The 25,833-nt window shown below is 67.1% G+C and carries 24 protein-coding genes; 14 read left to right on the forward strand and 10 right to left on the reverse strand.

Annotation, left to right across the window (positions count from 1 at the left end; genetic code table 11):
- Nucleotide 1: 1 nt before the first annotated feature.
- Entirely contained in the window at nt 2-2,281 is a 2,280-nt protein-coding gene (locus tag ATO6_RS08355) for an NADP-dependent malic enzyme (RefSeq protein WP_088623535.1), read from the reverse strand.
- A gap of 162 nt (nt 2,282-2,443) precedes the next feature.
- Here ATO6_RS08355 and ATO6_RS08360 point away from each other — a divergent pair, with 162 nt between their 5' ends.
- The 6 genes from ATO6_RS08360 (at nt 2,444) to ATO6_RS08385 (ending at nt 8,294) form a co-directional block, all read left to right on the forward strand.
- Nucleotides 2,444-2,836, forward strand: coding sequence for a cytidine deaminase (locus tag ATO6_RS08360; RefSeq protein ID WP_088623536.1), 393 nt, complete (start codon nt 2,444-2,446; stop codon nt 2,834-2,836).
- Nucleotides 2,836-4,140, forward strand: coding sequence for a thymidine phosphorylase (locus tag ATO6_RS08365; protein ID WP_176440869.1), 1,305 nt, complete (start codon nt 2,836-2,838; stop codon nt 4,138-4,140). The genes ATO6_RS08360 and ATO6_RS08365 overlap by 1 nt, the downstream gene beginning before the upstream one ends.
- Nucleotides 4,140-5,351, forward strand: coding sequence for a phosphopentomutase (locus ATO6_RS25410; protein WP_088623537.1), 1,212 nt, complete (start codon nt 4,140-4,142; stop codon nt 5,349-5,351). The genes ATO6_RS08365 and ATO6_RS25410 overlap by 1 nt, the downstream gene beginning before the upstream one ends.
- Complete coding sequence (locus tag ATO6_RS08375; RefSeq protein WP_088623538.1) at nt 5,348-6,337, forward strand: adenosine deaminase; 990 nt, start codon at nt 5,348-5,350, stop codon at nt 6,335-6,337. Before ATO6_RS25410 ends, ATO6_RS08375 begins: the two co-directional genes overlap by 4 nt.
- A complete protein-coding gene (upp, locus tag ATO6_RS08380) occupies nt 6,334-6,966 on the forward strand; it encodes a uracil phosphoribosyltransferase (protein WP_088623539.1) in 633 nt (210 codons plus the stop codon). The genes ATO6_RS08375 and upp overlap by 4 nt, the downstream gene beginning before the upstream one ends.
- A 68-nt stretch (nt 6,967-7,034) precedes the next feature.
- The gene (locus tag ATO6_RS08385) at nt 7,035-8,294 is read left to right on the forward strand and encodes an SPOR domain-containing protein (RefSeq protein ID WP_141101954.1); all 1,260 of its coding nucleotides are present in this window, start codon (nt 7,035-7,037) and stop codon (nt 8,292-8,294) included.
- A 78-nt stretch (nt 8,295-8,372) separates the two neighbouring features.
- Here the strand turns inward: ATO6_RS08385 and ATO6_RS08390 are convergent, their stop codons facing one another.
- Together ATO6_RS08390 and ATO6_RS08395 are read right to left on the reverse strand one after the other, a co-directional pair.
- Nucleotides 8,373-9,398 (reverse strand): hypothetical protein, encoded by a 1,026-nt coding sequence (locus ATO6_RS08390; RefSeq protein WP_088623541.1) that lies wholly within the window; start codon nt 9,396-9,398, stop codon nt 8,373-8,375.
- An 85-nt stretch (nt 9,399-9,483) separates the two neighbouring features.
- On the reverse strand, nt 9,484-11,115 hold the full coding sequence (locus ATO6_RS08395) for an AMP-binding protein (RefSeq protein WP_088623542.1): 1,632 nt from the start codon (nt 11,113-11,115) through the stop codon (nt 9,484-9,486).
- Between the two features lie 99 nt (nt 11,116-11,214).
- On the opposite strand from ATO6_RS08395, the gene ATO6_RS08400 reads away from it, so the two are divergent.
- Both ATO6_RS08400 and ATO6_RS08405 read left to right on the forward strand, forming a co-directional pair.
- Entirely contained in the window at nt 11,215-11,859 is a 645-nt protein-coding gene (locus tag ATO6_RS08400; RefSeq protein WP_088623543.1) for a sulfotransferase family 2 domain-containing protein, read from the forward strand.
- Nucleotides 11,860-12,041: 182 nt separating this feature from the next.
- Nucleotides 12,042-12,731 (forward strand): Hint domain-containing protein, encoded by a 690-nt coding sequence (locus ATO6_RS08405; RefSeq protein ID WP_088623544.1) that lies wholly within the window; start codon nt 12,042-12,044, stop codon nt 12,729-12,731.
- Nucleotides 12,732-12,827: 96 nt separating this feature from the next.
- Here ATO6_RS08405 and ATO6_RS08410 read toward each other — a convergent pair whose 3' ends face one another.
- The 7 genes from ATO6_RS08410 to ATO6_RS08440 form a co-directional block, all read right to left on the reverse strand.
- Nucleotides 12,828-15,008, reverse strand: coding sequence for a 3-hydroxyacyl-CoA dehydrogenase NAD-binding domain-containing protein (locus ATO6_RS08410; protein WP_088623545.1), 2,181 nt, complete (start codon nt 15,006-15,008; stop codon nt 12,828-12,830).
- A gap of 12 nt (nt 15,009-15,020) precedes the next feature.
- Nucleotides 15,021-16,232 (reverse strand): acetyl-CoA C-acetyltransferase, encoded by a 1,212-nt coding sequence (locus tag ATO6_RS08415; protein WP_088623546.1) that lies wholly within the window; start codon nt 16,230-16,232, stop codon nt 15,021-15,023.
- A 17-nt stretch (nt 16,233-16,249) separates the two neighbouring features.
- On the reverse strand, nt 16,250-16,888 hold the full coding sequence (locus ATO6_RS08420; RefSeq protein WP_088623547.1) for a glutathione S-transferase family protein: 639 nt from the start codon (nt 16,886-16,888) through the stop codon (nt 16,250-16,252).
- 314 nt (nt 16,889-17,202) lie between these two features.
- Nucleotides 17,203-17,415 carry a hypothetical protein gene (locus ATO6_RS08425; protein ID WP_088623548.1) on the reverse strand — a complete coding sequence of 71 codons (213 nt, stop codon included), beginning with the start codon at nt 17,413-17,415 and terminating at the stop codon, nt 17,203-17,205.
- Between the two features lie 125 nt (nt 17,416-17,540).
- Nucleotides 17,541-19,319, reverse strand: coding sequence for an acyl-CoA dehydrogenase C-terminal domain-containing protein (locus ATO6_RS08430; protein WP_088623549.1), 1,779 nt, complete (start codon nt 19,317-19,319; stop codon nt 17,541-17,543).
- Nucleotides 19,320-19,353: 34 nt separating this feature from the next.
- Nucleotides 19,354-19,755: a MerR family DNA-binding transcriptional regulator gene (locus ATO6_RS08435; protein WP_088623550.1), complete on the reverse strand. Its 402-nt coding sequence runs from the start codon at nt 19,753-19,755 to the stop codon at nt 19,354-19,356.
- 259 nt (nt 19,756-20,014) lie between these two features.
- Nucleotides 20,015-20,395 carry a MerR family DNA-binding transcriptional regulator gene (locus ATO6_RS08440; protein ID WP_088623551.1) on the reverse strand — a complete coding sequence of 127 codons (381 nt, stop codon included), beginning with the start codon at nt 20,393-20,395 and terminating at the stop codon, nt 20,015-20,017.
- Nucleotides 20,396-20,533: 138 nt separating this feature from the next.
- On the opposite strand from ATO6_RS08440, the gene ATO6_RS08445 reads away from it, so the two are divergent.
- From ATO6_RS08445 to rpsD, 6 genes are all read left to right on the forward strand, one after another.
- Nucleotides 20,534-20,956 carry a PaaI family thioesterase gene (locus ATO6_RS08445; protein WP_088623552.1) on the forward strand — a complete coding sequence of 141 codons (423 nt, stop codon included), beginning with the start codon at nt 20,534-20,536 and terminating at the stop codon, nt 20,954-20,956.
- Entirely contained in the window at nt 20,956-21,474 is a 519-nt protein-coding gene (locus ATO6_RS08450) for a PaaI family thioesterase (protein WP_088623553.1), read from the forward strand. Before ATO6_RS08445 ends, ATO6_RS08450 begins: the two co-directional genes overlap by 1 nt.
- Nucleotides 21,471-22,835: an MATE family efflux transporter gene (locus tag ATO6_RS08455; protein WP_088623554.1), complete on the forward strand. Its 1,365-nt coding sequence runs from the start codon at nt 21,471-21,473 to the stop codon at nt 22,833-22,835. Before ATO6_RS08450 ends, ATO6_RS08455 begins: the two co-directional genes overlap by 4 nt.
- Nucleotides 22,832-23,743, forward strand: a complete 912-nt coding sequence (locus ATO6_RS08460; protein ID WP_088623555.1) for a lipid A-modifier LpxR family protein — start codon at nt 22,832-22,834, stop codon at nt 23,741-23,743. The genes ATO6_RS08455 and ATO6_RS08460 overlap by 4 nt, the downstream gene beginning before the upstream one ends.
- A 131-nt stretch (nt 23,744-23,874) precedes the next feature.
- Complete coding sequence (locus ATO6_RS08465; protein WP_088623556.1) at nt 23,875-24,945, forward strand: Hint domain-containing protein; 1,071 nt, start codon at nt 23,875-23,877, stop codon at nt 24,943-24,945.
- 242 nt (nt 24,946-25,187) lie between these two features.
- Nucleotides 25,188-25,808, forward strand: coding sequence for a 30S ribosomal protein S4 (rpsD, locus tag ATO6_RS08470; protein ID WP_088623557.1), 621 nt, complete (start codon nt 25,188-25,190; stop codon nt 25,806-25,808).
- The last annotated feature ends 25 nt before the right edge of the window (nt 25,809-25,833 follow it).

The raw sequence follows: 25,833 nt of genomic DNA on the forward strand, positions 1-25,833 counted from the left end.
CTCAGCCGTACTGGGCGACCGGCGTGCCCGCGATGGCGGCCATGTTCAGCAACCCGCGCGAGGTGATCGAGTTGGTCACGATATGCGCGCGGTTGCCCATGCCCATCAGGATCGGCCCGACCTCCAGCCCGTTGCCCTTCATCTTGAGGATGTTGCGCACACCTGACGCGGCATCGGCATGGGCAAAGACCAGAACGTTCGCCGCGCCTTTCATCCGGTTGCCGGGGAACACGCTTTCCCGCAACGCAGGATCGAGCGCGGTGTCCACGTTCATTTCCCCTTCGTAGACGAAGTCGCGGGGTGCGCTGTCGAGGATCTCGATCGCGCCGCGCAGGCGGCGGGCGGTCTCGTTGTCCTGGTTGCCGAACTGCGACCGGCCACACAGCGCGATATTCGGCATCAGCCCGAACCGCTTCACGTGCCGCGCCGCGCCGATGATGACCTCGGCCAGTTCCTCGGCGCAGGGTTCGTTGTGGATATGCGTGTCAGCGAGGAACAGCGGCCCGTCCTCGAGGATCATCAGCGACAGCGCGCCGACGGGATGCAACCCGCCGGTGCCGAGGACCTGCTCGATGTAGTTCAGATGCCAGCGATATTCCCCGAAGGTCCCGCAGATCAGGCTGTCGGCCTCGTCCCGGTGCACCATGACCGCGCCGATGGCGGTGGTGTTCGTCCGCATGATCGCGCGGGCGAGGTCGGGGGTGACGCCGCGCCGGGCCATCAGGTCGTGATAGGTGCCCCAGTAATCCCGGTAACGCGGATCGCTTTCGGGGTTCACGATGTGGAAGTCCTGCGTCGGCCGGATCTTCAGGCCGGCGCGTTCGCAGCGATGCGTGATGACCTCGGGCCGGCCGATCAGGATCGGCTGTTCCGTGGTTTCCTCCAGAATCGCCTGCGCGGCGCGCAGCACCCGTTCATCCTCGCCCTCGGCGAACACGATGCGGCGCGACGCGGTGCGCGCGGCCTCGAACACCGGGCGCATCAGCAGGGCCGAACGGAACACCGAGGAGTTCAGCCGATCGCGATAGGCCACGAGGTCGGGCAGGGGGCGCGTCGCCACGCCCGTCTCCATCGCCGCCTTGGCGACGGCGGTCGACACGACGCCGGACAGGCGCGGGTCGAAGGGCTTGGGGATCAGGTAATCCGCGCCGAAGGTCATCGACTCGCCGCGATAGGCCGCCGCCGCCTCAGCCGAGGTTGTCGCGCGGGCCAGCGCCGCGATGCCCTCGATGCAGGCGATCTTCATCTCGTCGTTGATCTCGGTCGCGCCCACGTCCAGCGCGCCCCGGAAGATAAAGGGGAAGCAGAGCACGTTGTTGACCTGGTTCGGGAAATCCGACCGGCCGGTCGCGATGATCGCGTCCGGCACCACCGCGCGCGCCTCGTCCGGCATGATCTCGGGCGTCGGGTTGGCCAGCGCGAAGATGATCGGGCGCTTGGCCATCCGCACAACCTGCTCCGGCTTCAGCACGCCGGGGCCCGACAGGCCGAGGAACAGGTCCGCCCCGTCGATCACGTCGTCCAGTGTCCGTGCGTCGGTCGCCTGGGCATAGAACGCCTTCTGCGGGTTCATGTCCTCGGCCCGGCCTTCGTAGACCACGCCGTGGATGTCGCAGAGCCAGACGTTTTCGCGCTTCACGCCCAGTTTCAGCAGCATGTTGAGGCAGGCGATCCCCGCCGCCCCGCCGCCGGTCGAGACGATCTTGATGTCCTCGAACGACTTGCCCGCGACGCGCACCGCGTTGGTCGCCGCCGCGCCGACGACGATGGCCGTGCCGTGCTGGTCGTCGTGAAAGACCGGGATGTTCATCCGCTCGCGGCACAGCTTTTCGACGATGAAGCAGTCCGGCGCCTTGATGTCCTCGAGGTTGATCGCGCCGAAGGTCGGCTCCAGCGCGCAGACGATGTCGGCCAGCTTCTCGGGATCGCTTTCGTTCACCTCGATGTCGAAACAGTCGATGCCCGCGAATTTCTTGAAGAGCACCGCCTTGCCCTCCATCACCGGTTTCGAGGCCAGCGCCCCGATGTTGCCGAGGCCCAGCACGGCCGTGCCGTTCGAAACCACCGCCACGAGGTTGCCCCGCGCCGTGAAACGGGCCGCGCTGGTCGGGTCGGCCTTGATGTCCAGACAGGCCTCCGCCACGCCGGGCGAATAGGCGAGGCTCAGGTCGCGCCCGTTGGCCAGCGGCTTGGTCGCGCGGATCTCGAGTTTGCCGGGTTTCGGCAGTTCGTGATAGGCCAGCGCGGCCTGGCGGAACGCTTCCTTTGCGCTGTCGGACATTGGGCTCTCCCTGAATCGAATAGTTTAGCGTTAAACTACTTCTGTCGCGGCATCCAGCGGGCTTGTGCCGCAGGGTAATGCCTGTTCCCACTATCGCGGAACCCTTGCAACTTTGCGACGGCTTTCCGAGAGTGGCCAAACCGCTATCGAAGGAGGCCCGGAATGGATCTGCTCTCAGCCGCGACGAAAGTCCGCGAAAACGCCTATGCGCCCTATTCTCGGTTCAAGGTCGGCGCGGCCATCCGCGCGGCCTCCGGCACCGTCTATACCGGCGTGAACGTCGAGAACGTGGCCTATCCCGAAGGCACCTGCGCCGAGGCGGGGGCGATCGCGGCCATGGTCGCGGCGGGCGAGACGAAGCTGACCGAGGTCTGCGTGATCGCCGACAGCCCCGCGCCGGTCCCGCCCTGCGGCGGCTGCCGGCAAAAGCTGGTGGAGTTCGGCGCATCCGACACCCGCGTCACCATGTGCACCACCGACGGCGGATCGCTGACCATGACGCTGAACGAACTGCTGCCCGGCCGTTTCGACGCGAGCCACATGGACCGGACCTGATGGACGCCCGACGCATCATCGCCAAGGTCCGCGACGGCAAGACCCCGACGCGCGCCGAACTGACATGGTTCTCCGAGGGGCTGGCCGACCGCCACGTCACCGACGCACAGGCCGGGGCCTTTGCCATGGCCGTGCTGCTGAACGGGCTGAGCGAGGAGGGCCGGGTCGCCCTGACGCTGGCCATGCGCGACAGTGGACGGACGCTGAAGTGGGACCTGCCGGGACCGGCGATCGACAAGCATTCGACCGGCGGGGTGGGCGATTGCGTCAGCCTGATCCTCGCCCCCGCGCTGGCCGTCTGCGGGGCCTACGTGCCGATGATCTCGGGGCGCGGGCTGGGGCATACCGGCGGGACGCTGGACAAGATGGAGGCGATCCCCGGCGTGACGACGCTGCTGGACGAGGCGCGGTTCCGCGACGTGGTCAGCCGGGCGGGCTGCGCCATCGTCGCCGCGAATGCCGAGATCGCGCCCGCGGACCGGCGGCTCTACGCGGTGCGCGACGTGACGGCGACGGTCGAGAGCCTCGACCTGATCACCGCCTCGATCCTGTCCAAGAAGCTGGCGGCGGGCCTCGATGCGCTGGTGCTGGACGTCAAGGTCGGCTCGGGCGCGTTCATGAAATCCGAGGTGGACGCCCGCAAGCTGGCCGATGCGCTGGTGTCTACCGCGAACGCGGCGGGGTGCCCGACATCCGCCGTTCTGACCGACATGAGCCAGCCGCTGGCCCCGTCGCTGGGGAACGCGCTGGAAGTGGCGGAGTCCTTGCGCGTGCTGACCGGCACGGCGTCGGGCCCGCTGGCCGAGATCACGGCGGCGCTCGGCGGGATGGTTCTGGCCCGCGCCGGGCTGGCGGACGATCCACAGGCGGGCGCCGCCGCGGTCAAGGATGCCATCATGACGGGCCGCGCGGCCGACCGCTTCGGTCGCATGGTCGCCGCCATGGGCGGACCGGTCGAATTCGTCGAGAACTGGTCGCGCTTCCTGCCCGAAGCCAACGTGATCCGCGAGGTCACGGCGGAGGAGGGCGGCTATGTCTCGGCCATCGACGGCGAGGCGCTCGGGCTGGCGGTGGTCGATCTGGGCGGCGGGCGGCAGGTGGAGGGCGACGTGGTCGACCCTTCGGTCGGGCTGTCCGATGTCGTGCCGCTCGGGACGAAGGTCGAAAAGGGCCAGCCGCTGGCGCGGGTCCATGCCGCGCGGCTGGATGCGGCGGATCAGGCGGTGGCCTCGGTCCGTGCTGCGGTCACGCTGTCCGACCGCAAGCCGAAGCTGCCCGCGCCGATCCGGGGCTTCGTCGGCTGATGCCCCGCGCGTTCCTGATCGTCATCGACAGCGTCGGCTGCGGCGGCGCGCCGGATGCGGGGGCGTTCTTCAATGACGATGTGCCCGACACCGGGGCGAACACGCTGGCCCATATCGCGCAGGCCTGCGCGGCGGGACGGGCGGAGGAGGGCCGGACCGGGCCCCTGCGTCTGCCGAATCTCGACAGGCTTGGGCTGGGGGCGGCGATCCGGCTGGCGTCGGGTGACGCAACGCCGGGGCTGGACGCCACGCCGCAGGGCTTCTGGGGCGCCGCGACCGAGGTGAGCCGGGGCAAGGACACGCCCTCCGGCCACTGGGAACTGGCGGGTGTGCCGGTGCCGTGGGACTGGACCTATTTCCCGGACAAGGAGAAGTCCTTTCCGCCCGACCTGATCGCGGCGGTCGCGCAGGCGGCGGGGACAGACGGGATCCTCGGCAATTGCCACGCATCGGGCACGGTGATCGTGAACGACCTCGGGGCCGAGCACATGCGGACCGGCAAGCCGATCTGCTACACCTCCGCCGACAGCGTGTTCCAGATCGCGGCGCATGAGGAAAGCTTTGGTCTGCAACGGCTTATGGAGCTTTGCAAAGCTATCGCGCCAACTTTGCACAACATGCGCGTCGGGCGCGTCATCGCACGTCCCTTCGTCGGCACGCCCGGCACCGGCTTCACCCGCACGGCCAACCGCAAGGACTTTGCCGTCGCACCACCCGCACTCACACTCTGCGACTGGGTGCAGGGCGCGGGCCGCAAGGTCCACGCGGTCGGCAAGATCGGCGACATCTTCTCCATGCGCGGGATCGACGACGTGACCAAGGGCGCGGATGCGGATCTGATGCGCGACCTCGGCCAGTTGCTGGACACGGCGGAGGACGGCAGCCTGACCTTCGCCAATTTCGTGGAGTTCGACAGCCTTTACGGCCACCGCCGCGACGTGTCGGGCTATGCCCGCGCGCTCGAATGGTTCGACGCGGAACTGGGCGCGCTGCTGCCGCGCCTGAAGGGCGGCGACATGCTGATCGTCACCGCCGACCACGGCAACGATCCGACATGGACCGGCACCGACCACACACGCGAACGGGTGCCGGTGCTGGTCGCGGGGCGGGGCGCGGGGCAGGCGGGGCTGGTCGCCTTTGCCGATGTCGCGGCGAGCGTCGCGGCGCATCTGGGCGTGCCAACCCAAGGACCGGGGAGATCGTTTCTGTGAGCTGGAAGACCTATCCCAAGGTGGAACTGCACCTACACCTCGAAGGCGCCGCGCCGCCGCAGTTCATCCGCGGGCTGGCGCATGAGAAGAAGATCGACATCCACAAGGTCTTCAATGAACGCGGCCACTACGCCTATCGCGACTTCGTGCATTTCCTGCAGGTCTACGAGGCCGCGACCTCGGTCCTGAAGACGCCCGACGACTACGCCCGCCTCGTCCTCGCCGTGGCCGAACAGAGCGCCGAGAACGGCGTCGTCTATTCCGAAACCTTCGTCTCGCCCGATTTCTGCGGTGGCGGCGACGTGGCCGCGTGGCGTGACTACCTCGCCGCGATGCAATCGGCGGCGGCCGAGGCCGAGGCGAAGATGGGCGTCACGCTCAAGGGCATCGTCACCTGCATCCGCCATTTCGGCCCCGACATGGCGAAAGACGCCGCGCTCTGCGCCGCCGAGACGGCGGGCGATTTCATCACCGGTTTCGGCATCGCGGGGGACGAGGGCAAGGGCAAGCCCAAGGATTTCATCTGGTCCTTCGACTGCGCGCGCGAGGCCGGGCTGCGGCTGACGGCGCATGCGGGTGAATGGGGCGGGCCGCAGTCGGTCAGGGACGCGGTGCGCGACCTGGGGGTGGAGCGGATCGGCCACGGGGTCCGCGCCATCGAGGACCTCGCGCTGGTCGACGAACTGGCGGAGCGCGGCACCGTGCTGGAGGTCTGTCCGGGGTCGAACATCGCGCTTGGGCTCTACCCGAAGTGGCAGAAGCACCCGATCGAGAAGCTGCGCGAGCGGGAATTGAAGATCACCGTATCGACCGACGATCCGCCGTTCTTCCACACCACGATGACCCGCGAATTCGAGGAACTGGAGCGCGCCTTCGGCTGGGACGACGAGGTTTTCGGCCAAATCACCCGCACCGCACTTGACGCGGCCTTCTGCGACGCGGAAACCAAGGCGCGTATCGCCAAGAAACTGGAGCCCGCCGCATGACCGAGCATCTGACCGTCGTGGATCACCCCCTCGTGCAGCACAAGCTGACGATCATGCGGGACAAGTCGACCTCGACCAAGTCCTTCCGCCAGCTGCTGCGCGAGATCTCCCTGCTGCTGGCCTACGAGGTCACGCGCGAACTGCCGATGACGACCGAGCGGATCGAGACGCCGCTCGAGACGATGGACGCGCCGGTTCTGGCGGGCAAGAAGCTGGCGCTGGTGTCGATCCTGCGCGCGGGCAACGGGCTGCTCGACGGGGTGCTGGAACTGGTGCCCGCGGCGCGGGTCGGGTTCGTGGGGCTCTACCGGGACGAGCGGACGCTGCAGCCGATCCAGTACTACTTCAAGGTGCCCGAGGACCTGGCCGACCGGCTGGTGATCGCGCTGGACCCGATGCTGGCGACCGGCAATTCCTCGGCCGCGGCCATCGACCTGCTGAAAGAGGCCGGGGCGACGAACATCCGCTTCATGTGTCTGCTGGCCGCGCCCGAAGGGATCGCGCGGATGAAGGAGGCACATCCCGACGTGCCGATCGTGACGGCGGCGGTGGACACCAAGCTGAACGAGAAGGGCTATATCGTTCCCGGTCTGGGCGATGCCGGGGACCGGATGTTCGGCACGAAATAACCGGATTCACGGTTTACTCAAAGTTACAGCTCAGGCAGTATGCGACCCAACATATTGGGGGTTCGATCATGTCGAGCAAGGTATTCTGGGCTGCCGCCCTTATATTGGGGATCGGTGCCGGAGCGGCACAAGCGCAGTCGTTGCGCGGCAATGACGGCCCGTCGGAATATCCGCCTGCGTCCTACAAGGGCACGCAGTATGTGGACAGCAAGGGCTGTGTCTATATCCGCGCGGGCGTCGGCGGGACCGTGACATGGGTGCCGCGCGTGGCGCGCAACCGGCAGGTGGTCTGCGGCTATCGCCCGACGTTCGAGACGGCGCCGCGCGGCACCGGCCCGGTGGTGGCGACTGAACAGGTCGTGGTCATCACTCCGGCCCAGCCCGAGAACGGTGCGCCCCCCGCCGCTGCGCCGCGAGTCGCGGCTGCGCCCAAGCCCGCCCCGGTGACCGTGAAGCCGGTCGCCGCGGCACAGGCCCGTCCCTCCATGGTGCCGTCCAAGCCCGCGCCCGTCACCACAGCACGCCGGACGGGCACGACTGCCGCACCGGCCCCCCGGACCGAAGCCGTCCGCGTCACGTCCGCCCCGGCGGCCGTCCGGCCCGCGCCGCGTGCCGTGGCCGTGCCGGGCCCGACCGTGACCGTGCCGCAGGGCCGGGCGGTCTGCCCCGCCAATACCCAAAGCACCGGGCAATACGTCCGCCGCGACGGCCAGCTCCTCCTGCGGTGCGTGCGCGTCAAGCAGGCCCCGCAGGTCGTGCAGGGCGGCGGTCAGCGCAGCTATCCCGCCCATGTCGCCGCGCAGCGCGAGCTGAATACCGTGCGCACGCCGGTCCCCAAGGGCTACGTCAAGGCGTTCAAGGACGACCGTCTGAACCCGCGCCGGGCCGAGGGCACGGCGGCAGGTCAGCGCCAGATGGAACTGGTCTGGACCAACACCGTCCCGCGCCGCCTTGTCGACAGGCGGACGGGCAAGGACGTGACCGCGCTGTTCCCGAACTTCAAGAACCCCTTCGTGTCGTCCAGCGGCAGCACCGTCCAGGGCGGGGCCAAGGCGAAACAGCCCGTCGTCTCGTCCCGCTCGGCCCCCCGCGCGACGGCCACGGGGCACCGTTATGTGCAGGTCGGGATGTTCGGCGAGCCGGGCAATGCCACGCGTGCCGCGCAGCGGCTTGGCGCCTCGGGGCTGCCGGTGCGGTATTCGACCTATTCCAAGGGCGGCAAGGCGCTGAAGGTCGTGCTGGCCGGGCCGTTCGCGGATCAGGCCGCGCTGAACCGTGCGCTGTCTGTGGCCCGGAAGGCCGGGTTCCGCGACGCCTTCACCCGCTGAACGGGCGGCGGGCGCACAACGCTTCGGCGTGAAGAGAAGAGGGGGCCGCGGGCCCCCTTTTTTGCCGTCAGGCCCGGCTCACCCGCCGCAGATCGCCTGCAGACGCAGCCAGTCCGCGTCCCGCAGCACCGGCGTGATTTCCTGACCCTTGACCGGGTCCGCCTCGATCAGGCCGATGGTCGTTTCGCCGGTGATGTCGCGGGCATAGGCATAGGGGGTGGACCGCACGCCGTTGGTCGCGAAACGGGCCAGCAGGTCCGGGTCGGATACGGCCTGGGGCGGACGGGTCAGAAACGACTTGGCGTAGCTTTCAAGGGCGGCATCCGGAACGGTGCCGGTGGTCAGCAGGCGAACGGTGGCCATCAGCCCGGCATGTTCCAGCAGCGGGCCCATCGGATCGGACTGGCTGGCGCGGACCTGTTCGGCGATGATGTAGCCCGCGACGACATCCGGATCGGTGGTGTCCTCGACAACGGCCTTGTTCAGCAGGATGATCCGGCCCGGCAGATGCGCGGCCCCCCTGACGCCATCGCGCATGACATAGAGCCGGGGCGGCCCGTTCGGCCCCGACAGCCGTTCGGCCAGGCGGGTCAGGGCGGACAGGCCCTCGGCCTCCGTGCAGGGCGGTCCGGTGACGGTCTGGACCTCCGCCAGCAGCGCCTCGCCGATCGCGGTCCGCTTGACGTCGGGGATCACGCCGCGCGCGTGACGTTCCAGAGCGCCGGGCAGCCAGAACACCCCGAGCAGCAATGCCCCCAGCGTCATACCCCCAAGCAGGCCGAACCTGAGCCGTCCCGGCTTTGGCCGGCTGTTGTCGATCGACCGGCGGATGCGTTCGATCGCCGCTTCCATCTCGGGGGAGTCACGGTCGAGTTCGAGCGTCTCGTCATCCAGCCCGTCGGGGCTGTAGAGCGCAGGCGTCTCGCCGGGGTTCAGACGGATGACGGCGGCCAGCGACCAGTGCGCAACGGCCCGGTCGCCGGTGTCCGACAGCACCAGCGTCGCGTCGCCAAGCGAGACGACCACGTCGCGTCGCTGGGCATCGGCGCGCTCACGCCACAGCCCGCGCGCTTCGAGGCGCTGGTATTCGCTGAGGGCCGTCATGTGCCTTGGGTCATTCTGCTCGGACTTTTGCCGGACAGTCTAGTCGCTCGCGCCCTGTCCGGCAATTGCGCAGTATACCAGCCCGTCAGAGCCCGCGCGCCTGGTTGCGCAGCTCGAACTTCTGGATCTTGCCGGTCGAGGTCTTGGGCAGTTCGCAGAACACCACTTTCTTGGGAGTCTTGAACCCGGCCAGCCGTTCACGGGCAAAGGCGATCAGGCCTGCCTCGTCGCCAGACCTTCCGTCCTTGAGCTCGACGAAGGCGCAGGGCACTTCGCCCCATTTCTCGTCCGGCTTGGCCACCACGGCGCAGAGCATCACGTCGGGATGGCCCATCAGGACGCTTTCGACCTCGACGGACGAGATGTTCTCGCCGCCCGAGATGATGATGTCCTTGGCCCGGTCCTGGATCTGCATGTAGCGGTCGGGATGCTGCACGGCGATGTCGCCGGAATGGAAATAGCCGCCACGGAACGCCTCGGCCGTCGCTTCGGGGTTCTTCAGATAGCCCTTCATCACGCCGTTGCCGCGGAACATGATCTCGCCCTGCGTCTTGCCGTCATGGGGGACCGGGCTCATGTCCTCGGGGTTCAGGACGGTGATGTCCTCGTAGGCGGGCATCGGCACGCCCTGACGGGCCTTGATCGCGGCCCGGTCGTCGCCCTTCAGGTCGCCCCACAGATCATCGTCCCATGCGCATTCGGTGGCGGGCCCGTAGGTTTCCGTCAGCCCGTAGACCTGCGTGATGTTGAAGCCCATCGGTTCGATCTTGGCCAGCGTCGCCGGGGCAGGGGGCGCGCCTGCGGTGAAGACCTCGACCGTCTGATCGAAGGGGCGGCGCTGATCCTCGGGGGCGTTGACCAGCATGTTCAGCACGATCGGCGCCCCGCCGAAATGGGTCACGCCCTCGTCCGCGAAGGCGCTGTAGAGCGCGGGCGCGGTGATGTCGCGGCAGCAGACCACGGTCCCGCCGAGCAGCGGTATCATCCAGGCGTGGCCCCAGCCGTTGCAGTGGAACAGCGGCACGATGGTCAGGTATTTCGGATAGAGCTGCATCCGCCATGACAGGATCTGCCCCATCGGGTTCAGGTAGGCCCCCCGGTGATGCGACACGACGCCCTTGGGCTTGCCGGTCGTGCCGGAGGTGTAGTTGAGCGCGATGCTCTCCCATTCGTCCTCGGGCATGATCCACCGGAAGTCCGGATCGCCGGTTTCCAGCAGTTCCTCGTAGGTCATGTGATCGCCGACCGCATGCACACCCGCGTGCAGGTCGGGCACGTCGATGATGACGGGGGCAGGGCCCTCCATCCGCTCGACCGCTTCGACGACCATCGGCAGGAACTGCGCGTCGGCCAGCACCACCTTGGCCCCGCCGTGGTCGAGGATGTAGCTGACGGTGTCCACGTCCAGACGGGTGTTGATCGCGTTCAGCACGGCCCCGCAGGCGGGCACGCCGAAATGCGCCTCGACCTGCGGCGGCAGGTTGGGGATCACGGTCGCGACCACGTCGCCCGGTTCCACCCCCAGTTTCGCCAGCGCCGAGGCGAGGCGGGTCACACGCTCATGATACGCGCGATAGGTCTTGCGGTGCGGGCCATAGACGACGGCCAGCCGGTCCGGCCAGATGCCGACCGCACGGTTCAGGTTCGACAACGGTGTCAGGGGCACATGGTTCGCCTTGTTGCGCTCCAGCCCCGTTTCGTCCTTCAGCCAGCCCATGATGCTCCCCTCATTGCGTGCAGGTGTCCTTTTTGCCGCGCCACCCGGACACGTGCAAGCGGCGCTTGCCGGGGCCGATGCGGCATATATCCTGCCGCCATGATCGTCTCGCGCGGGCGCCGCTATATCTTTGTCCACATCCCCAAGACCGGCGGCACGGCCATGGCGCTGGCGCTGGAATCCCGCGCGATGAAGGACGACCTGATGCTGGGCGATACGCCCAAGGCTGTCCGGCGGCGCCACAAGCTCGACCCCGGCGCCGCGCGGGGCCGGCTCTGGAAGCACTCCCGGCTGTCCGACATCGAAGGGATCGTCAGCCGCGAGGAGATGGAGCAGAGCTTCGTCTTTACGCTGGTCCGCAATCCATGGGACCGGGCCGTCAGCTATTATCACTGGCTCAGGGTGCAGAGCTTCGACCACCCGGCGGTGCGGCTGGCGCTGGACCTGCCGTTTCCGGAATTCATCCGGCATCCGCAGACCCGTGCCGCATTTCGGTCAAACCCGGCCCGGAGCTATGTCAGCGCCTCGGACGGGGTGGACCTGTGCGACCTCTACATTCGGCTGGAAGAATTTCAGGCGGATTCGGCACCGCTCCGGGCGCATCTGGGATTCGCGTTGGAGCTGGAAAAAGTGAACATTTCCGGGCGGAAACGCGATTACCGCGCCTATTACCAGCCGGGGGATGAGCAAATTATTGCCCAGGATTGCGCCGAGGATATCGATCGCTTCGGCTACGAATTCTGAGAATTTCCGGGTTTTCAGGCCGTTTCCGATCCAATCCGACCGATCCGGCCAGTTTGTCTGCAAACCGCGAACTATGCCTGAATTCAGCCCCTTTTGAGGCAAATGCGGGACGCGAATCCCCGGCTTTGTGTCTGCATCGGACAAGGCGGCAAAAAGCTGCGAAGGACACGGGAAGAATTCTGATGCTGGATTTTCTGAAACAGGATTATGGACGCCGCGCGGGTCACGAAGACCGCCAGGTAGCTGTCGACGAAGCGCCGACCGGTGTGATGTCCGGGATCGCCTCGGGCACACGCGTCGCCACGGCGCGCGGCTGGCAGCGGATCGACGATGTAGCCACCGGTGACCGCGTCCTGACCTTCGACAACGGTCTGCGTCCCGTGCGCTCCATCCGCCGGATGCCGCTGTGGCAGGGCCACGGGGCCTGCCCGCGCCGGTTCCGCCCGCTGCACGTCCCCGCGGGCGTTCTGGACAACCGCGAGCCGATGACCGTTCTGCCGCGTCAGGCGATCATGGTCGAAAGCGATGCCGCCGAGGACATGACCGGCGATCCCTTCGCGCTGGTCCGCGCCGAGGATCTGGAAGGCATCTGCGGGATCGAGCGGATCGAGATGCGCCGCCCGATCGAGGTGTTCGTGCTGGAGTTTGACGAGGACGAGATCGTCTTTACCGCCGAGGGCGCGCTGTGCGTCTGCGCGGCGGGCGGCGACATGATCGCACGGCTGTTCGGCGGGTCCGACGGTGCCGAATACCGTCTGCTGTCCGAGGACTCGGACGGTGCCCTGCTGGAGGAAATCCGGTTCGAAATCTGCGAGGCATGGATCGAGAAGATGCCCGCCGCCGCTATTGCAGAGACTGCGCGCGTCGCCTGATCCACTCGGCGACGTGCAAAGACCGCGCCAGGCCTCGGCGCGGTCTTTTTTTGTTTTGGCGGGACCGCATGGCGCGGTCCCGTGGATGACGGGGCCTCAGGCGGCTTTCGCCTGCTCGCCGAACCGCCCGTAGAAGGTCTGACCCTTCTCAGCCATCTCGCGCAGCAGCTTGGGCGCCTCGAACCGCGCGCCGAACTTCTCGGTCAGCCGGTCGCAGCGTTTCACCGCCTCGTCCGCGCCGATGATGTCCAGCCAGCTGAACGGCCCGCCCGACCACGGCGCAAAGCCCCAGCCGAGGATCGCGCCGACATCGCCTTCGCGGATGTCCTCCAGCACGCCTTCCTCCAGCGCGCGGACGGCCTCCAGCACCTGGCTGAACATCAGCCGGTCCTGCACCTCGTCCACCTCGGGCTGCTCGGTGTCGCGGGTGCCGAACTTTTCGCGGATGCCTTCGAAGATGCCGAGCCGCTTGCCCTTTTCGTCGTAGTCGTAATAGCCCGCGTTCGACTTCCGCCCGAGCCGTCCGGCGTCGTAGAGCCAGAACAGCACGTCATCCGCAGCCCCGCCGTCATAGGCATTGCCGAGCGCCGCCTTGGTCGCCTTGGCGATCTTCACGCCAAGGTCGATCGAGGTCTCGTCGTTCAGCTGCAGCGGTCCGACCGGGAAGCCCAGCATCCGCGCCGCGTTGTCGACCAGCGCGGGCTCCACGCCTTCGCCGACCATGCGCACCCCTTCGTTGATGTAGGGGATGATGCAGCGGTTGGCGTAGAAGAAGCGGGCGTCGTTCACCACGATCGGCGTCTTGCGGATCTGGCGCACGTAGTCGAGCGCCTTGGCCACCGCGCGGCTGCCGGTTTCCTTGCCCTTGATGATCTCCACCAGCAGCATCTTCTCGACGGGCGAGAAGAAGTGGATGCCGATGAACTGCTCGGGCCGCTTGCTGGCCTTGGCCAGATCGCTGATCGGCAGGGTCGAGGTGTTGGAGGCATAGATGCAGTCCTCGCCCACCACGGCCTCGACGTTCTTGGTCACCTCGGCCTTCACGCCCGGATCCTCGAAGACGGCCTCGATGATCAGGTCGCAGCCCTTCAGCGCGTCGTAATCGGTCGTCGCGGTGATCCGGCCCAGAACCTCGGCCTTCTTCTCCTCGGTCGCCTTGCCGCGCTTGATGCCCTTGTCGAAGTAGCTCTCGGTATAGGCCTTACCCTTGTCGGCGGCCTCCTGCTTCTGGTCGATCAGCACGACCTCCATCCCGGCCTGCGCCGAGACGAGCGCGATGCCCGCGCCCATCATGCCCGCACCCATGACGCCCAGCTTCTTCACGCGCTGGTCGGGGGCCTCGGGCCGGTTCGCGCCTTTCTCCAGCGCTTCCTTGTTCAGGAACAGCGACCGGATCATCGCGCCCGACGACGGGTTCATGATGACGGAGGTGAACCACCGCGCCTCGATCTTCAGGGCGGTGTCGAACGGCACCTGCGCGCCTTCGTAGACCGCCGACAGCAGCGCCTTGGCCGCGGGGAAGGCACCCCATGTCTCGGCGTTGATCATCGCGTTGGCGCCGACGAAGGTCTGGAACCCCGCCGGGTGATAGGGCGCGCCGCCGGGCATCTTGTAGCCCTTTTCGTCCCAGGGCTTGACGATGGCGGGGCCGGACAGGACCCATTCCTTCGCCGCCGCGACCGGATCGGCCAGGACCTCGTCCACGATCCCGGCCTTCTTGGCGGCCGTCGGATCGGACATCTTGGCTTGCAGCAGGAAGGGGGCCGCCATCATCACGCCCAGCTTGCGCACCAGCCGGGTGGTGCCGCCCGCGCCGGGGAAGATCCCGACCTGGATTTCCGGCAGGCCCAGCTTGGCCTTGGGGTTGTCGGCAACAAAGATGCGGTGACAGGCCAGCGGCAGTTCCAGCCCGATGCCCATGGCGGTGCCGGGAACGGCGGCCGCGATCGGCTTGCCGCCCTTGTTGGTCTTGGGGTCCATGCCCGCGCGCTCAATCTTGCGCAGCAGGTGGTGGAGCGTCATGACCCCCTCGAACACGCCCTCGGCGCCCTGTTGCTTCATGCCCTGAAGCACGTTCAGGTCCATGCCGCCGGCCATCGTGTCCTTGCCGGACGTGATGACCACGCCCTTGACCGCGTCATCGGCCAGCGCGTCGTCGATCAGATCGCTCAGCTCCTGCGCGCCCTGCATGGTCAGCACGTTCATGCTCTTGCCCGGCAGGTCCCAGGTGATGACCGCGACGCCGTCGGCGCCTTTTTCCATCGTGAAGTCAGCCATTTAAGTCTCTCCTTACACGCGTTCGATGATGGTGGCCGCGCCCATGCCGGAGGCGACGCAGAGGGTGGCCAGGCCGACCTCCTTGTCGGACCGCTCCAGCTCGTCCAGCAGGGTGCCGATGATGATCGCGCCCGAGGCCCCCAGCGGGTGGCCCATTGCGATCGCGCCGCCGTTCACGTTCAGCTTGTCCATGTCCACGTCGAAGGCCTGCACGAAGCGCAGGACGACCGAGGAAAACGCCTCGTTCACTTCGAACAGGTCGATGTCCTGGATGCCCATGCCGGCATCGCCGAGGATCTTCTGCGTCGCGGGCACGGGGCCGGTCAGCATGATCGTCGGATCGGTGCCGATCTTGGCGGTCGCGCGGATACGGGCGCGGGGCTTGAGGCCCCATTTCTCGCCGAATTCCTTGGACCCGATCAGCACGGCGGCCGAGCCGTCCACGATGCCGGACGAGTTCCCGGCGTGGTGGATGTGGTTGATCTTTTCCAGATGCGGGTACTTGAGCCGCGCGACCTTGTCGAAGCCCGGCATCACCTCGCCCATGTCCTTGAACGACGGCTTCAGCGCACCGAGCGCCTGCATGTCGGTGCCGGGGCGGATGAATTCGTCATAGCTGAGGATCGGCAGGCCGTTCACGTCGCGGACGGTGACGATCGACTTCTCGAACCGGCCCTCATCCCAGGCCTTCTTGGCCAGCTGCTGCGAGCGGACGGCGAAGGCGTCGGCCTCGTCGCGGGTGATCCCGTATTCGGTCGCGATAATGTCGGCGCTGATGCCCTGCGGCACGAAATAGCGGTCGAGCGCGACGGTCGGATCGACCGCCACGGCCGCGCCGTCGCTGCCCATGGGCACGCGGGACATCATCTCGACACCGCCGGCGATGTAACCTTCGCCGGCGCCGCCCTTGACCTGGTTCGCGGCCAGGTTCACGGCCTCCATGCCGGAGGCGCAGAAGCGGTTGATCGACAGGCCGGGGATCGATTCATGCAGGTCGCTGGCCAGCACGGTGGTCCGGGCAAGGCAGCCGCCCTGTTCCATCGCCTGGGTTGCGTTGCCCCAGATCACGTCCTCGACCGCGTGGCCCTCGAAGCCGTTGCGGTCCTTGAGCGCGTTCAGCATCTGCTTGCCGAGCGACACCGCGGTCACCTCGTGCAGCGAGCCGTCGGGGCGGCCCTTGCCGCGCGGGCTGCGCACGGCGTCGTAGATATAGGCGTCTGACATGTTCTGCCTCCTTGGTCTTACAGGCCGCGGTCGGAAGGCCGACCGGGCATCAGGTCATAGGGGTGTTTCCATCCGGGCAGGCTCTCGATGTTCGAAAGCCACCGGTCGATATTAACCCACTCCTTGCGGTCGAAGCCGAAGGGCTCGGGGTAGAAGAGGTAGCCGCAGTTCGAGAAATCGGCGTTGGTCGGGCCGTCGCCGACCAGCCAGTCGCGGCCCGCGAGCGCGGTGTCGAGGACACGGAACGCCGCCTTGAGCCGGCCGCCCATGAAGCCGATGACCTCCATCGGGCGTTTGTCCTCGGGCAGGAAGTTCATCAGGAACCGCTGGGTGCCGCACTGGCTCGACATCTTGTGGTTGTCGAAGAACATCCAGCGCATGACCTCGCGCGTCTCCTCGGGCGTCGCGCCGCCGAACTTGCCGGACTTCTCGGTGATGTAGAGCTGGATGACGCCGGACTGGGACAGGACGACATCGCCGTCCTCCATCACCGGCGCTTCGCCCATCACGTTGCGGCCGAGGTAGTCCTCGGTCTTGGTGCCGCCGTTGAAGAAGTCGACCTTCACCGGCTCCCAGTCGAGGCCGGACAGTTCGAGGGGCAGGGCGGCCTTGTAGGCATTGCCGCTTTCGCCGAAGCAGTGGAGCTTGATCGTCATGGGGTCCTCCCGGTGTTGACGGCGGACCGGGGGTTTCACACCCCCGGACCCCCGTGGAGTTTATCTGGCCAGATGAAGATGGATCGTTAAGCCCTCATCAACCACCTTTGTGTGAAAGTCGATCTGCGTCGCAGACTGGAGAGTTGAGCGGCGTGCCAGGTGAAGCCCGGCGCCGTCCGTGCCCGATTGCAACCGGGCCTGACGGTGCGGGGTGGATCTGATCCGATCTTCATCTGGCCGGATAAACTCCCGCCGGAGGCGTTGGTCCGGTCCAGCCGCCGCGACTCCGGGGCTTTGAGGCGCCGACACATTCATCACCGCTTCCGATCCGCGAGTTCGGCCTGGAACAGGCGCAGACGGTGGGGCAGGTTGTCCTCGTGCGTGACGCTGTCGAAGTTCTCGAACAGGAAGGACAGCGCCTCGCCCTCGTCGAGGCCCGCTTCGTCGGCGAAGCGTTTCAGGCGCCGGTAGCCGTCCTCGGTCATCGCGGCCGGGAAACGGCGGGTCAGGCGGAAGCGTTTGGGCATCCTCTTTCTCCTCCTTCTCCGGGTCGCCGCCCGGCGCACATCCCCATGCGCCGGGCGGCTGTCCGTGAGTGGCGCCGCGGACGGCACCCCCTGTGGTCGTGTCAGGGCGCGGGTTGGTCCCCGGCTCAGAAGTTGGCCGCGTCGAGCGCCATGACCGTGTCCGCGCCGGAGGTGATCCGGGCGAGGTGCATGGAGGTCGCGGGCAGGCGGCGGGCCATGTAGTAGCGGCCCGTCGCGATCTTGGACTGGTAGAACTCGGCATCGCCCGTGCCCTCGGCCAGCTTGGCCTTGGCGGCGATTGCCATCTTCGACCACATCAGGCCGAGGCAGACATGCCCGAAGAGGTGCATGAAGTCATAGGACCCGGCCAGCGCGTGGTTGGGGTTCTTCATCCCGTTCTGCATGAAGAACATCGCGGCGTCCTGCAGGTGCTTGGAGGCGGTCTTGAGCGGCTCGATGAAACCGGTCGCGATCTCCTCGTCGCCGCCGTTCTCCTTGCAGAACGACTTGACCATCTCGAAGAAGGCCATCGCGGGCTTGCCGCCGTCGGCGGCCAGCTTGCGGCCCACGAGGTCGAGCGCCTGAACGCCGTTCGCGCCTTCGTAGATCATCGCGATCCGCGCATCCCGCGCGAACTGCGACATGCCGTGTTCCTCGATGTAGCCGTGGCCGCCATAGACCTGCTGGGCCAGCACGGTCATGTCGAACCCTTCGTCGGTGAGGAAGCCCTTGAGCACGGGCGTCAGGAGCGAGATCATGCCCTCGGCCGCGTGGTCGTCCTTGCGCACCGCCTCGTCGATCATCGTCGCGCCCCAGAGGGTGAACGCGCGGCCGCCCTCGGCAAAGCTCTTCTGGTCCATCAGCGAACGGCGGATGTCCGGGTGCACGATCAGCGGATCGGCGGGGCCGTCCGGGTTCTCGGCGCCGGTGATGGCGCGGCCCTGCAGGCGGTCCTTGGCGTAATCCACCGCGTTCTGGTAGGCGGCTTCGGCCACGGCGAGGCCCTGCATGCCGACGCCGAGACGCGCTTCGTTCATCATGGTGAACATGGCGCGCATGCCCTTGTGTTCCTCACCCAGCAGGTAGCCCTCGGCGCCGTCGTAGTTCATGACGCAGGTGGCGTTGCCGTGGATGCCCATCTTCTCTTCGATGTTGCCGACGGCGACGCCGTTGCGGGCGCCGATGTTGCCGTCGTCATCCACGAGGAACTTGGGCACGATGAAGAGCGACACGCCCTTGATGCCCTCGGGGCCGCCGGGGATCTTGGCCAGCACGAGGTGAACGATGTTCTCGGACATGTCGTGTTCGCCGGCCGAGATGAAGATCTTCTGCCCGGTGATCTTGTAGGTGCCGTCGCCCTGCGGTTCGGCCTTGGTGCGCATCAGGCCCAGGTCCGTGCCGCAGTGCGGTTCGGTCAGGTTCATCGTGCCGGTCCAGTCGCAGCTGACCATCTTGGGCAGCCACTTGGCCTTCTGCGCGTCGGTGCCGTGCGCGTGGATCGCGGAATAGGCGCCGTGCGTCAGGCCCTGGTACATGGTGAAGGCCATGTTGGCGCCGGTGAACATCTCGCCGACGGCAGTGGCGAGGACATAGGGCATGCCCTGGCCGCCGTATTCGGGATCGCAGTCGAGCCCCGTCCAGCCGCCTTCGCGCACCTGGTCGAAGGCCGCCTTGAACCCGTCGGGCGTGTAGACGACGCCGTTTTCCAGCCGGCAGCCCTGCTGGTCGCCGACGGGGTTGAGAGGCGCCAGCACCTCGGACGCGATCTTGCCGGATTCCTCGAGGATCGCGACGGTGAAGCCGTCGTCCAGGTCGGAATAGCCCGGAATGTCACGTGTCGAGACCTTGAGGACATCGTGCAGGAGGAATTGCATGTCCTTGACGGGTGCGGTGTAGCTCGGCATCTCTCTCTCCCAATGCGTCGTTACTGCGGCGTGATTATTCGGCCGCCTTCATGTCGTCGTTCAGCGAGGCGATCATCTGGTGGCCCCACTGCATCTGCTGTTCCAGCTCCGCGATCGCCTCATCCAGCTCCGCGCGCTGTTTCTTCATGTCGTCGAGCCGCGCCTGCGCGATCTCGTAGGTCTTTTCGATCTGCGTCTTCTGCTGGTCCCCGATGTAGTAGAGGTCGAGCAGCTGGCGGATTTCCTCGAGGCTGAACCCGAACCGCTTGCCGCGCAGGATCAGCTTCAGCCGTGCACGGTCGCGACGGGTGAAGAGGCGTTTCTGGCCGATGCGGATCGGAAAGAGCAGCTCCTTGGCTTCGTAGAACCGCAGGGTGCGCGGGGTCACCTCGAAGGCGTCGCACATCTCGCGGATCGTCAGTGTGTCTTCGGTCATGTCATCTGTCCGTATTTTTCTGACCACTCGGTCAAAGATTGGCTTTGTGACCGGGGAGATGATACAGACGCTTTCTCGATACAACGATAATTGACGTTTACGTAATGGCTACGCTGCGTCACTTCCAGGGTGACGTAACTTCCTTCAAGTTTCCCGTACGTAACGCGAAATATCCTTACCCGGGGTCATCGGGTTTCGGGCGCCGAATATCCCCATAAATGGGGCGCATATGACGCCCGGCAAGGCGATGATCTGCGCGTCAGATCGTGGGCACGCCGAGGTCGCGGGCCGTGTTGTTGCGCAGGCCCTTCAGCTCTTCGATCGCCTCGTCCAGCTGGGCGCGCTGATCGTTCAGCTCGGCCAGCTGGCGGTCGGCGTGGCCGATCCATTCCAGCAGCTGCGCCCTGCTGCCCTCGTTGTCGTAGACCTGCAGCCACTGGCGGATGTCTTCCAGCGGGAAGCCGAACTTGCGGCCGCGCAGAATCAGTTTCATCCGCGCGATGTCGCGCTTGCCGTAATAGCGCGCGCGGCCGACCCGCTCGGGCTGGAGCAATTCGATATATTCATAATAACGAAGCGTTCGCGGGGTCACGTCGAACCGCGCGCACATATCCTTGAAGCTCACGCGCTCGTCGCTCATGGCTGCCCTCCCGCAAGGTGCCGCAAGGTTAGGCATTTCAATCGGGGCGGGCAAGTTCCCTGCCTTGCCCTCGTCGCGAAATGCGGATGTTATGCGGCGGAACGACGGGGCCCGCACCACGGGCGCAGACAGGCCGACATGGACGAAGCAAAGAAACAGGCGATCGCGCAGATGTTCATCACGGCGCTGCCCCATGCGGTGGCGCTCGGGATCGGGCTGGACGACATCGGGCCGGGCGAGGCCGTCATGTCGATGCCGTGGCGCGAGGATCTGGTGGGCGATCCCGAGACAGGCGTGATTCACGGCGGCGCGGTCTATGCGCTGATCGACACCTGTTCCGGCGCCGCGGTGATGAGCCATCCCGAAGCCGGGCGGACGGCGACCATCGACCTGCGCATCGAATACATGCGGCCCGCGACACCGGGGCAGGCGATCACCGCCCGCGCCACCTGCCATCATGTCACCCGCACGGTGGCTTTCGTGCAGGCCGTGGCGACGGACGGGGATGACGACCGGCCGGTCGCCCGCGCCTCGGGCGCGTTCACGGTGGAGCGGGGCTGATGGCGCGTCCGAAACCGGAACCGGTCCAGGTGGTCAAGGAACGGCGCGACGCGGCTCTGGCGGCCCTTGTCGCGCGGGTGCCCTATATCCGCTTTCTGGGGATCAGCTTTGAACGGCGGGGGGACGAACTGACCGCCGTCATGCCCTATCGCGAGATGCTGATCGGCAATCCGCACCTGCCGGCCCTGCACGGCGGGGCGACGGGGGCGTTCCTTGAGGTGACGGCGCAGATCGGCCTGGCCTGGTCCTCGCTCTGGGACCGGATCGAAAGCGGCGAGGTCGACGCGATGGCGCTGGCGGATGGCCGGGACCTGCCGCGCCTGCCGCGCACGGTGGATTTTACCGTCGACTACCTGCGCTCGGGCCTGCCGCGCGACGCCTATGCGCGGGCCGAGGTGACGCGCTCGGGCCGCCGTTATGCCAGCGTGCTGGTCGAGGCATGGCAGGACAACCGCGGCCGGCCCTTCGCCCATGCCATGGGCCATTTCGTGATGCCGCAGAGCGGAGACGCCGGATGAGCCTCGCCTCCGGCGCCGAGGCGCCCGCAGACGCACCCGTCGCAGCACCGGTGCTGACCAACCGCCGCGTGCTGAAGATCGCCTTTCCGATCGTTCTGTCGAATGCGACCGTGCCGATCCTCGGCGCTGTCGACACCGGCGTCGTCGGCCAGCTCGGCGCGGCCGAACCGATCGGTGCGGTCGGCATCGGCGCGGTGACGATCACCTCGATCTACTGGGCCTTCGGGTTCCTGCGGATGGGGACCACCGGCCTTGTCAGCCAGGCCCACGGGGCAGGGGACCGGGGCGAGGTCGCGGCGCTGCTGACACGCGGCCTGATGATCGCGATGGCGGGCGGGCTGCTGCTGATCCTGTTGCAGGTGCCGCTGATTGCCGGGGCGCTGTGGATGTCCCCGGCCTCGGCCGATGTGGAGGCCATGGCACGCGATTACCTGACCATCCGCATCTTCTCGGCCCCTTTCGCGATCTCGGTCTATGTGCTGACCGGCTGGCTGATCGCGCAGGAACGCACCGGCGGGATGCTGGCGATACAGGTCGTGATGAACGGGGCCAATATCATCCTCGACCTGTGGTTCGTCCTCGGTCTCGGCTGGGGCGTCGGCGGGGTGGCCTTCGCCACGCTGCTGTCCGAGATGCTGGGTGCCGCGCTTGGCCTGTGGCTGTGCCGGGCGGCGTTCCGCGTGCCCGCATGGCGCGACTGGCCGCGCGTCTTCGACCGGGCGCGGCTGAAGCACATGGCGGTGGTGAACACCGACATCATGATCCGCTCGATGCTGCTGCTCGCGATCTTCACCTCGTTCATGTATTTCGGCGCGCGGTTCGGAGACGTGAACCTGGCCGCGAACCAGGTGCTGCTGCAGTTCCTGCACATCACCGCCTATGCACTCGACGGTTTCGCCTATGCGGCCGAGACGCTGGTCGGGCAGGCGCATGGCGCCAAGGCGCGGGCGACGCTGCGCCGGGCCGCGATCCTGACCTCGGCCTGGGGCGCGGTGTCGTGTCTGGCGATGGCGCTGGCCTTCGCGCTGGCGGGCGGGGCGATCATCGACCTGATGACCACCGCCCCCGGCGTGCGCGAGGCGGCGCGCGATTTCCTGCCGTGGATGGTCCTGGCCCCGCTCACCGGCTGGCTGGCTTGGATGATGGACGGCATTTTCGTCGGCGCGACCCGGTCGCGGGACATGCGCAACATGATGATCGTCTCGGCCCCGGTCTATTTCGCCGCCGCCTACGCGCTGATGCCGCTTTGGGGCAATCACGGGCTGTGGCTGGCGTTCCACATCTCCTTCCTGATGCGCGGCGTCACGCTTCTGGCCCGCTATCCCGCGCTGGAAGCGTCGGCCGCGCGGCCCGCGACATGAGGCGGCTGGCGCACCGGATCACGCTTGGCCTCGGCCTCGCCATGGCCGCGCTGCCGGTCGGGGCGCAGGAATTCCGCTATCTCGGCCTTGGCCGCATCATGATCAACGACGCCTTCGCGGGGACCTACGACCGGTGGCAGACCGGCTCGGCCGCGGTCAGCCTGACGTTTGGCCCCGAGTGGACCGGCACATTGCCCACGATGCCGGGGCAGGTGATCGAACTGCGGTTCCTCGCGCAGGTCATTGCGCCCGACAACCTGCGGCGGCCGCATCCGCTGGACCGGCCCTATGCCAATGCGGTGTCCTTCGGGCTGCACACGCACTTCGACTTGCAAGGTATTGAAATCGCGGCCGGCGGTGATCTGGTGATCACCGGCGACCAGACCGGCCTGCACCGGTTCCAGAGCGAGCTGCATGACGTGATCGGCGTGCCGGGGCCAGCGCCTGCAACCCGCGCGGCGGGGATCGGCAACGGCCTGCATCCGACGGCAGTGATCGAGGCCGGGCACAGCTTCGATTTCGGCGAGGCGCGGATCCGGCCCTTCGTCGAGGGGCGCTACGGGGTCGAGACACTGATCCGCGCCGGGTTCGACCTGACACTTGGCACGTTCGGGACCGGTACGCTGATGGTCCGCGACCCTGTCTCCGGCCACCGCTACCGCGCCGCGGGGCAGGCCGCGCCGGGGCTGAGCCTGATCTTCGGCGGCGACATCGCCCACGTGGCCGACAGCGTCTTCCTGCCCGGACCGCGCTACGGGACCGAGGACCGGATGCGCCTGCGGGTCGGCTTCAACTGGCAGGGCCGGCGTGCGGCCGTTTACTATGGCCTGTCCTGGCTGACGCCCGAATTCAGCTCCCAGCCCGAGGGGCAGGTCGTCGGGGCGTTGCGGCTGGATTACGCCTTTTAGCTAAGCCCAAAGAAACATTTGGTTTTTCTAATCTGATCTGTTACCGTTCTGGAAACAGTCACGGCCGGTCAACGGTCGGGCGATAAAAATAATAAACAAACATAACGAGTTAGTAGGGCAGAGCACAGGCAATGAGAACGGGCTATCGAGGCACGTTCGTGTTTTCCTGGTCGCAGACGGAAGTGGATGGCCTCCCGGCCTCTCCGATCCAGTCGCTCTCCGTCGGATCCGCGTGGTCCTGGCGGGGCGAGGTCGTGAGGCTGGACGGTCCTTCCGGGCTGCTGGAACTGGAAATGGCGGACGAACAGGTCGATCTGCGGAAAAGGGCGGTGCGCAGCGTGCGCCGTCTCGTGGGCGCGGCCATGACGCATACGACGCGGTTGGACGAGGTGGAGGTCGACGACACCCTGCGTGACACCGGTTTTGTCGTGACAAATGGCGCGCGCAGTTATCAGGCGACGGTGATCGAGACGGGGCAGGGCACACCGCCGCTCCTGATGTTCCTCGACGAACTGCCGCCGCGCGACAGCGAATTGTGGGTGGTGCACGTGATGCTGACCCCGCGGCGCGAACCGCGGATCCCGCATGGCAACCAGAACAGCGGCTTCATCTGTTTCACGCCGGGCACCCGGATCCGCACGCCGCATGGCGTGACGCGGGTCGAGGAGCTGCGCGAAGGCGATTACGTCCTGACCAAGGACAACGGCCCGCAGCCGGTGCTTTGGTCCGGGGCCCGCCGGATGTCGGGCGCGCGGCTCTATTCGATGCCATGGCTGCGGCCGATCCGGATCCGGACGGGCGCCTTCGGGATCGCGCAGCCGGACGAGGAGTTCCTCGTCTCGCCGGAACACCGGATGCTGGTGCGCGGCCCCGTGGCGCGGGCGCTGTTCAACACCAGCGAGGTGCTGGTTGCGGCGCGCGACCTGATCCACGGGACATCCATCGTGCAGGACACCAAGGTGCGCGAGGTCACCTATGTGCACCTGCTGCTGCCCGCACATCAGATAGTCTGGGCGAACGGGGTCGAAACGGAAAGCTTCCATCCGGCCAATGCCTCGCTGGACACGCTGACCGAGGACGACCGGCGGCGCCTGCTGTCGGGGATGCCGGCCATCGCGACGGATGCCTATGCCTACGGCGGTTTCGCCCGGCGCAACCTGACCGCGCCCGAGGCGGCGATCCTGATGCACGAAGCGGCCTGAGAGGCCGGAAACGGAATGACGACATTGGCGGGCGCGGGAGTGTTGACTTCCGCGCCCGCACCCGTATAAGCGCGCCTTCATTGGTGTTGGTGGCCCCCGCAAGGGGATGCCTGTCGGCCGCACCCCTCTTCCGTCCTTGCGGACGGTCTCGGACGGGGAAAGCAAAGGACAACGCCCTTCATATGCCGCGAGGCTGCCCGTCAGGGCGGATGCGCGGCGCCACGACAGAAGGAGATCAGACGGTGACCAAACGCACCTCTGCCAAGTACAAGATCGACCGCCGCATGGGCGAAAACATCTGGGGCCGCCCGAAGTCCCCGGTGAACCGCCGCGAATACGGCCCCGGCCAGCACGGCCAGCGCCGCAAGGCCAAGATGTCGGACTTCGGTCTGCAGCTGCGCGCCAAGCAGAAGCTGAAAGGCTACTACGGCGACCTGACCGAGAAGCAGTTCAAGCGCATCTACATCGAAGCCGCACGGGTCAAGGGCGACACCGGCGAGAACCTGATCGGCCTGCTCGAGCGCCGTCTGGACGCCGTCGTCTACCGCGCCAAGTTCGTCGCGACCGTCTTTGCCGCCCGCCAGTTCGTGAACCACGGCCACGTGACCGTGAACGGCCAGAGCGTCAACATCCCGTCCTACCGGGTCAAGGAAGGCGACGTGATCGCGGTCCGCGACAAGTCCAAGCAGCTGGCCGTCGTGATCGAAGCGACCGGCCTGCCGGAGCGTGACGTGCCCGATTACATAGAGGCCGACCACTCCAAGATGACCGCGACCTTCGTCCGGACCCCGGCCCTGGGCGACGTGCCCTACCCGGTGATGATGGAACCGAACCTCGTGATCGAATACTACGCGCAGAACTGATCGTTCCGCGGCGCGCATTGCAGGG

The sequence above is a fragment of the Oceanicola sp. 22II-s10i genome (genome assembly GCF_002210105.1).
GTDB lineage: Bacteria > Pseudomonadota > Alphaproteobacteria > Rhodobacterales > Rhodobacteraceae > Pseudooceanicola.

Excerpts from the sequence above, each read along its gene's own strand:
- ATO6_RS08465 (WP_088623556.1), top strand. The coding sequence starts at position 23,875 with ATGAGAACGGGCTATCGAGGCACGTTCGTGTTTTCCTGGTCGCAGACG.
- ATO6_RS08440 (WP_088623551.1), bottom strand. The coding sequence starts at position 20,395 with ATGAGCGACGAGCGCGTGAGCTTCAAGGATATGTGCGCGCGGTTCGAC.
- ATO6_RS08360 (WP_088623536.1), top strand. The coding sequence starts at position 2,444 with ATGGATCTGCTCTCAGCCGCGACGAAAGTCCGCGAAAACGCCTATGCG.
- ATO6_RS08400 (WP_088623543.1), top strand. The coding sequence starts at position 11,215 with ATGATCGTCTCGCGCGGGCGCCGCTATATCTTTGTCCACATCCCCAAG.
- ATO6_RS08455 (WP_088623554.1), top strand. The coding sequence starts at position 21,471 with ATGAGCCTCGCCTCCGGCGCCGAGGCGCCCGCAGACGCACCCGTCGCA.
- ATO6_RS08385 (WP_141101954.1), top strand. The coding sequence starts at position 7,035 with ATGTCGAGCAAGGTATTCTGGGCTGCCGCCCTTATATTGGGGATCGGT.
- ATO6_RS25410 (WP_088623537.1), top strand. The coding sequence starts at position 4,140 with ATGCCCCGCGCGTTCCTGATCGTCATCGACAGCGTCGGCTGCGGCGGC.
- ATO6_RS08395 (WP_088623542.1), bottom strand. The coding sequence starts at position 11,115 with ATGGGCTGGCTGAAGGACGAAACGGGGCTGGAGCGCAACAAGGCGAAC.
- ATO6_RS08365 (WP_176440869.1), top strand. The coding sequence starts at position 2,836 with ATGGACGCCCGACGCATCATCGCCAAGGTCCGCGACGGCAAGACCCCG.
- ATO6_RS08390 (WP_088623541.1), bottom strand. The coding sequence starts at position 9,398 with ATGACGGCCCTCAGCGAATACCAGCGCCTCGAAGCGCGCGGGCTGTGG.
- ATO6_RS08405 (WP_088623544.1), top strand. The coding sequence starts at position 12,042 with ATGCTGGATTTTCTGAAACAGGATTATGGACGCCGCGCGGGTCACGAA.
- ATO6_RS08435 (WP_088623550.1), bottom strand. The coding sequence starts at position 19,755 with ATGACCGAAGACACACTGACGATCCGCGAGATGTGCGACGCCTTCGAG.
- ATO6_RS08460 (WP_088623555.1), top strand. The coding sequence starts at position 22,832 with ATGAGGCGGCTGGCGCACCGGATCACGCTTGGCCTCGGCCTCGCCATG.
- upp (WP_088623539.1), top strand. The coding sequence starts at position 6,334 with ATGACCGAGCATCTGACCGTCGTGGATCACCCCCTCGTGCAGCACAAG.
- ATO6_RS08430 (WP_088623549.1), bottom strand. The coding sequence starts at position 19,319 with ATGCCGAGCTACACCGCACCCGTCAAGGACATGCAATTCCTCCTGCAC.
- ATO6_RS08355 (WP_088623535.1), bottom strand. The coding sequence starts at position 2,281 with ATGTCCGACAGCGCAAAGGAAGCGTTCCGCCAGGCCGCGCTGGCCTAT.
- ATO6_RS08420 (WP_088623547.1), bottom strand. The coding sequence starts at position 16,888 with ATGACGATCAAGCTCCACTGCTTCGGCGAAAGCGGCAATGCCTACAAG.
- ATO6_RS08415 (WP_088623546.1), bottom strand. The coding sequence starts at position 16,232 with ATGTCAGACGCCTATATCTACGACGCCGTGCGCAGCCCGCGCGGCAAG.
- ATO6_RS08425 (WP_088623548.1), bottom strand. The coding sequence starts at position 17,415 with ATGCCCAAACGCTTCCGCCTGACCCGCCGTTTCCCGGCCGCGATGACC.
- ATO6_RS08410 (WP_088623545.1), bottom strand. The coding sequence starts at position 15,008 with ATGGCTGACTTCACGATGGAAAAAGGCGCCGACGGCGTCGCGGTCATC.
- ATO6_RS08450 (WP_088623553.1), top strand. The coding sequence starts at position 20,956 with ATGGCGCGTCCGAAACCGGAACCGGTCCAGGTGGTCAAGGAACGGCGC.
- ATO6_RS08445 (WP_088623552.1), top strand. The coding sequence starts at position 20,534 with ATGGACGAAGCAAAGAAACAGGCGATCGCGCAGATGTTCATCACGGCG.